The sequence below is a fragment of the Kitasatospora sp. NPDC007106 genome, assembly GCF_040634455.1.
Taxonomy (GTDB): Bacteria; Actinomycetota; Actinomycetes; order Streptomycetales; family Streptomycetaceae; genus Kitasatospora; species Kitasatospora arboriphila.
In genome coordinates, this window is record NZ_JBEYFP010000383.1 from 1 (window position 1) to 5,760 (window position 5,760).

Here is a 5,760-nt window from a genome sequence, read left to right on the forward strand (position 1 = left end):
CCCGAGTTCGGCGCACACGGTGGACGGCCCTCCGTCGACCGCCGCGCACCCGGCCCGGCGAGCGTCCGGGCCCGGCCCCCGAACCACCGTCGGCACGCCGCGCCGCGGCGTGAACGGCGCCACGCCCGAAGAACGATCCAGAACATCCCCGTGTGGAGGATTCGTCATGACTGACCCAGCCACGGTTCGAGACTCCGCGGTCGCCGTCTGGTCCGATTTCTGTGCCATCGCCCCCAGCCCGGAGCTGCGCGGCAGGATGCTGCAGGAACTGGACCGGGTGCGGGCCGCATCGGACCTGACCCGGGCGTTCCGGCCCGGCGGCGCGCCCCGCATGCCCGGCTTCGACGACGGCACCATCATCCCGGCCGGCGAGTTCCCGCCGGGCACTCCGCACGAGGCCATCCGCACCGCGGCCGCCACCCGCCCCCCGCTGACCGGCACGGTCCGGGTCGCCGTCATCCTGGCGGACTTCCCGGACAAGCCGATGACGGCCGACAACGAGCACTTCGAGAAGCTGTTCTTCTCCCTCGGCGAGCTCCCGCACGGCAGCGTGCGCGACTACTACCGCGAAGTGACGCACGGTCTGGTGGACATCGTCGGCGAGGTCATCGGCCCGGTCCGGCTGCCGCAGGAGCTCTCCTGGTACGCCAACGACAACTTCGGCATCGGCCGTCCGACGGGAGAGCCGCGCGCGCAGCTCATGGCCCGGGACGCCGCCGTCAGCGCCGATCCGCTCATCAACTACGCGCCGTACGACAACGACGGCAACGGCTTCGTCGACGCGTTCATCGTCCTGCACGCCGGCCCGGGAGGCGAGGTCACCGGCAACCCGGGAGACATCTGGTCGCACAAGTGGGTCCTGCCGAACGCGTACAACGCCGACGGCGCCCGGATCTACGGCTACCTCACGATCCCCGAGGACGCCAGGATCGGTGTCTGCGCCCACGAGTTGGGGCACCTGTTGTTCGGCTTCCCCGACCTGTACGACGTCGACGGATCGTCGGAGGGCGTCGGCAACTGGTGCCTGATGGGCGCCGGTTCATGGGGTGGCGACGGTGACGTCCCGACGCATCCCTCGGCGTGGTGCAAGATCCAGCAGGGCTGGGCCAAGGCCGTCAACGTCACGGGCGACGGGACGCTGTCCATCCCCGACGTCAAGAACAGCTTCGAGGTGCACCGGCTGTGGACGGACGGCCGGCCCGGGAAGGAGTACTTCCTGGTGGAGAACCGCCAACGGACCGGGTACGACGTCTCCCTGCCCGCCCCCGGCCTGCAGATCTGGCACGTGGACGAGGGCCAGCCCGACAACACGAACGAGAACCACTACATGGTGGGCCTGGTCCAGGCGGACAACCGGCGCGACCTCGAATGGGCGACGAACCGCGGCGACGAGGGCGACGTCTACCCCGGGAGCACCGGCAACAGCACCTTCGGCCCGTCCAGCAGGCCCGGTTCCCAGTCGTACGCCGGGGCCCCGACCGGTGTCTCCATCACCGACATCTCGGCGCCCGACGCCACGATGACCGCCACGGTGTCGGTCTCGGCGGCGGGCTCCGTGCGCAGGCCCGTCGCCGGCGTGGCCGGGCCCGAGATGGAGGACACGCCCGGGCTGGTCAGGACGATCCACGACCTCCAGGACCGGCTCGCCACCCTGGAGCAGGCCGTGGCGCCCTGGGCCGGCGCCGAGGCGGCCCTCGCGCGGAGCATGCGGCCCGAGTTCAAGGGTGCCGCGGCCGCGCCGCAGCCGCCGCTGGCCGAGGCGGGCAACGGACACGGCACACCCCGGTCCGGGGGCCCGTCCCGCCGGTAGCCTCCGCCCATGGTGCAGACAGCCGACAACCGCACGGACCTGACCGCACGGCTGGTCCGTGCGGCACCCCACCCCCGGCTCGCGGGCTGGGACCGGGCCGAGGTCGATGTCATCGGCGCCGAGCCGGTGGCCGGCTACGCCGACCTGCTGTCGAGGAACGTCGGGCAGCGCCTGCTGCTCGCCGTGCCCGGCGGGCTCCTGGCGGACGCGGTGCCCGGGTCCACCGTCCGGGCGAGGGCCAGGCTGGCCGCCTCGGGAGAGGCGATGGCCGAGAAGCGGCCCGATCCGGGCACCTTCGCCGTCGAGCCGCCGAGGTGAGCCCGACATGCGGACGAGGGGGCCGGCTCCGGCCGGCCCCCTCGAAAGGGCTCGGATGCCCTCCCAGGCGCCCCTGTGAGGCATCCCGTGCGCCTTTGGAGGCCGTCCCTAACCGTCGCCGAGGGTGTGGCCCGGGCCGATGACCGAGAAGATGCCGCCCTCGGTGTCCTGGAGGCGCGCCGTCCGGCCGTACGGGGTGTCCACCGTGGGCTCGGCGACGCTGCCGCCCAGCTCGACCGCGCGCAGGACGGCCGCGTCGGTGTCCGCCACCGAGAAGAACACCTCCCAGTGCGGCGCCTGGCCGCGGGCCGCCCGCAGCGCGGCCACGTTGCGGCCCTCCGAGCGGAGCACCACCCGCTCGTGCTCGTAGCGGACCTCGAAGTGCTCCCTGTCCCGGGAGTCCCAGCGGAACACCTCGCCGTAGAAGAGCGCCGCGGCGAACGGGTCCGGGGAGCGCAGTTCGATCCAGACCGGGGCGCCCGGCTCCTTCATCCAGGTCTCGACGCCGGGCTCGCCCTCCCAGATGCCGAAGACGGCGCCCAGGGGGTCGGCGGCCAGCGCCACCCGGCCGGCGTCGAAGGCGAGCGGCCCGACCGCGAGGGTGCCGCCGCGCTCGCGGACGCCCTCGGCCGCGCGGTCCGCGCTCTCGATGCCGAAGTACGTCGTCCAGGCCACCGGGGGCTGCCAGTCGCCGGCCATCACGCCGAGCCCGGCCACCTCGACCCCGTCGACGACGGCCCACAGGTACTCGCCCCAGCGGTCCGGTCCGGGTTCGAAGGTCCACCCGAGCAGCGGGCCGTAGAAGGCCTTGGCGACGCCGAGGTCCCGGGCCATCAGGCTGACCCAGCACGGCACCGCCGGTACGCACCGCACCCTGGCCCTCTGCTCACCCATGCGGGCTCTCCTTCCGGTTCGTGGCCCTGCTCAGCCTAGGGGCTGACCGGTCGCTCGCGTCGGATCAGCGCGCGGCGGCCCGCAGGTGCCCGTCGTCCGGTCCGGTCCCGCCCGGGGTGTCGCCGGTACCGCGGCGGCCGCGGCCGGGCATGCTCCCTGGTGGCGGGCCCGGACGGCGGGCGGAGCAGTCGAACGAGGGAGCGATCATGGAGCAGCCGTACGTCGTCGTCGGGGCGAGCCTCGCCGGGGCGAAGGCCGTCGAGGCCCTGCGCGCCGAGGGGTACCGGGGACCGGTCGAGCTGATCGGCGAGGAGCCCGACCTGCCGTACGAGCGGCCGCCGCTCTCCAAGGGCTACCTCCAGGGGAAAACGCCGCGGGCCGAGTTCGAGGTGCACTCCGCCGACTGGTACCGCGGGAACGACGTCGCGCTGCGGCTGGGCACCGCGGTCACCGCGATCGACCCGGACGGGCACACGGTGACCCTGGCGGACGGCGAACGGCTGGGCTTCGCCAAGCTGCTGCTGACCACCGGCGCCTCGCCGCGCCGGCTGCCGGTGCCCGGCGGCGACCGGCCCGACGTGCTGACGCTGCGCCGGGTCGGGGACAGCGAGCGGATCCGGGCCCGGCTGGCGCCGGGGGCGCGGATCGTCGTGGTCGGCGCGGGCTGGATCGGCCTGGAGACCGCGGCGGCGGCCCGGCTGGCGGGCGCCGAGGTGACGGTGCTGGAGGTCGCCGAGCTGCCGCTGCTGCGGGTCCTCGGCCGCGAGGTCGCGCAGGTCTTCGCGGACCTGCACCGGGCGAAGGGCGTCGACCTGCGGTTCGGCGTGCAGGTCGCCGCGGTCGAGGACGGCGGGGTGCGGCTGGGCGACGGCTCGCTGGTGCCCGCCGACACGGTGGTCGTCGGCGTCGGCATCAAGCCCAACGCGCAGCTGGCCGCGGCCGCCGGGCTGGAGGTGGACAACGGGGTCCGCACCGACGAGCACCTGCGCACCTCGCACCCGGACGTCTTCGCGGCCGGCGACGTGGCCAACGCCTTCCACCCGCTGTTCGACCGGCCGATCCGGGTCGAGCACTGGGCGAACGCGCTCAACCAGCCCGCCACCGCGGCGAAGTCGATGCTCGGCCTGGACGCGGTGTACGACCGGGTGCCGTACTTCTTCACCGACCAGTACGACCTGGGCATGGAGTACACCGGCTACGTGGAGCCCGGCGGCTACGACCGGGTGGTGTTCCGCGGGGACGTGCCGGGGCGGGAGTTCATCGCCTTCTGGACGTCCGGCGGCCGGGTGCTCGCCGGCATGAACGTCAACGTCTGGGACGTGACCGACCCGATCCGCGAACTGGTGCGCTCGGGGCGGACGGTGGACGAGGAGCGGCTCGCCGACCCGGCCGTGCCGCTGGCCGACCTCGCCGGCTGACCGGCGGCCCCGGCCCGGTGGGCCGCGACCGGCCCCGATTGTCGGTGGCATGACCTAGGGTCGGCTCGGACACCGTCGCCGGGAGGGACCGCCATGCCGCACCGAGGACTGCTGCCGCCCCCGGGCCCGGCCCGCGGGCTGGCCGGCGCCCAGCTGACCAACGCGCTCGGCGACGGCGCCTTCCTGGTCACCTCGGCGCTGTACTTCACCCGGGTGGTCGGGCTGTCCGCCGGGCAGATCGGCCTCGGCCTCACCCTGGGCTGGGCGGCCGGCGCCCTGGCCGGCGTGCCGCTCGGCCACCTCGCGGACCGGCGCGGCCCGCGCGGGGTGGCCGCGCTGCTGGCGGTGGCCACCTCGGCCGCGGTGGGCGTGTTCCTGCTGGCCGGCTCCTTCCCGGTGTTCCTGGCGGCCGCCGTGCTGTACGGCTGTGCGCAGAGCGGCCTGGGGGCGGCCCGGCAGGCGCTGCTCGCCGGCCTGGTGGAGCCGGCCCGGCGCACCGAGGTCCGGGCCCACCTGCAGTCCACCGTCAACGCGGGCCTGGCGGTCGGGGCGGCGATGGGCGGCGCCGCGCTGCACCTGGACACCCCGCTCGCGTACCGGGCGGTGCTGGGGGTGGACGCGCTGAGCTTCCTCGCCGCGGCGGTGCTGCTCTCCCGACTGCCCGGGGTCGCGCCGTCGCCGGCGGTGGCGGGCGAGCCGCGGCTGGCGGTGCTGCGGGACCGGCCGTACGCGCTGCTGGCGCTGCTGAACACGGTGATGCTGCTCTACATGCCGCTGCTGTCGCTGATCGTGCCGCTGTGGATCGTCGGGCGGACGGCCGCGCCGGACTGGCTGACCGCGGCGCTGCTGGTGCTGAACACGCTGACGGTGGTGCTCTGCCAGGTGCGGGTGGCCCGCGGGGTGGACTCGCTCGCGGCGGCGGCCCGCTACGTCCGGTGGGCCGGGGTGCTGCTGCTGGCCTGCTGCGCGGCCTTCGCGGTCTCGTCCTCGGCCGGACCGGCGTGGGCGGCCGCGGCGGTGCTGCTGGTCGCGGCGGCGCTGCAGGTGGCCGGCGAGATGATGCTCGCGGCCGGCTCGTGGGAGATCGGCTTCGGCCTGGCGCCGGCCGACCGTCAGGGCCAGTACCAGGGCTTCTTCGGCACGGGCGTGGCGGTGGCCCGCATGGTCGGCCCGGTGCTGCTCACCTCGCTGGTGCTGGGCGGCGGGGCCCGGGGCTGGCTGGTGCTGGGCGGGATGTTCGCGCTGGCCGGTGCGGCCGTCGGGCCGGCGGTGCGGCTCGCCGAACGCTCCCGGCCGGCGGTGGCGCCGGCTGCGGGCACG

At 75.2% G+C, this 5,760-nt stretch carries 5 protein-coding genes; 4 read left to right on the top strand and 1 reads right to left on the bottom strand.

Going from position 1 to position 5,760, the window contains the following annotated elements; all coding sequences use genetic code 11:
* Positions 1–166 precede the first annotated feature (166 nt).
* Positions 167–1,810, top strand: a complete 1,644-nt coding sequence (locus tag ABZ641_RS24020; RefSeq protein WP_344621769.1) for a M6 family metalloprotease domain-containing protein — start codon at positions 167–169, stop codon at positions 1,808–1,810.
* Between the two features lie 9 nt (positions 1,811–1,819).
* A complete protein-coding gene (locus ABZ641_RS24025) occupies positions 1,820–2,128 on the top strand; it encodes a hypothetical protein (RefSeq protein WP_344621768.1) in 309 nt (102 codons plus the stop codon).
* 108 nt (positions 2,129–2,236) lie between these two features.
* Here ABZ641_RS24025 and ABZ641_RS24030 read toward each other — a convergent pair whose 3' ends face one another.
* Positions 2,237–3,022: a VOC family protein gene (locus ABZ641_RS24030; RefSeq protein ID WP_344621767.1), complete on the bottom strand. Its 786-nt coding sequence runs from the start codon at positions 3,020–3,022 to the stop codon at positions 2,237–2,239.
* A gap of 206 nt (positions 3,023–3,228) precedes the next feature.
* Between ABZ641_RS24030 and ABZ641_RS24035 the strand changes: the two genes are divergently transcribed.
* Both ABZ641_RS24035 and ABZ641_RS24040 read left to right on the top strand, forming a co-directional pair.
* Positions 3,229–4,440, top strand: a complete 1,212-nt coding sequence (locus tag ABZ641_RS24035) for an FAD-dependent oxidoreductase (RefSeq protein ID WP_359984754.1) — start codon at positions 3,229–3,231, stop codon at positions 4,438–4,440.
* A 93-nt stretch (positions 4,441–4,533) separates the two neighbouring features.
* A partial coding sequence (locus ABZ641_RS24040) for an MFS transporter (RefSeq protein ID WP_359984756.1) occupies positions 4,534–5,760 on the top strand: 1,227 nt, incomplete at its 3' end.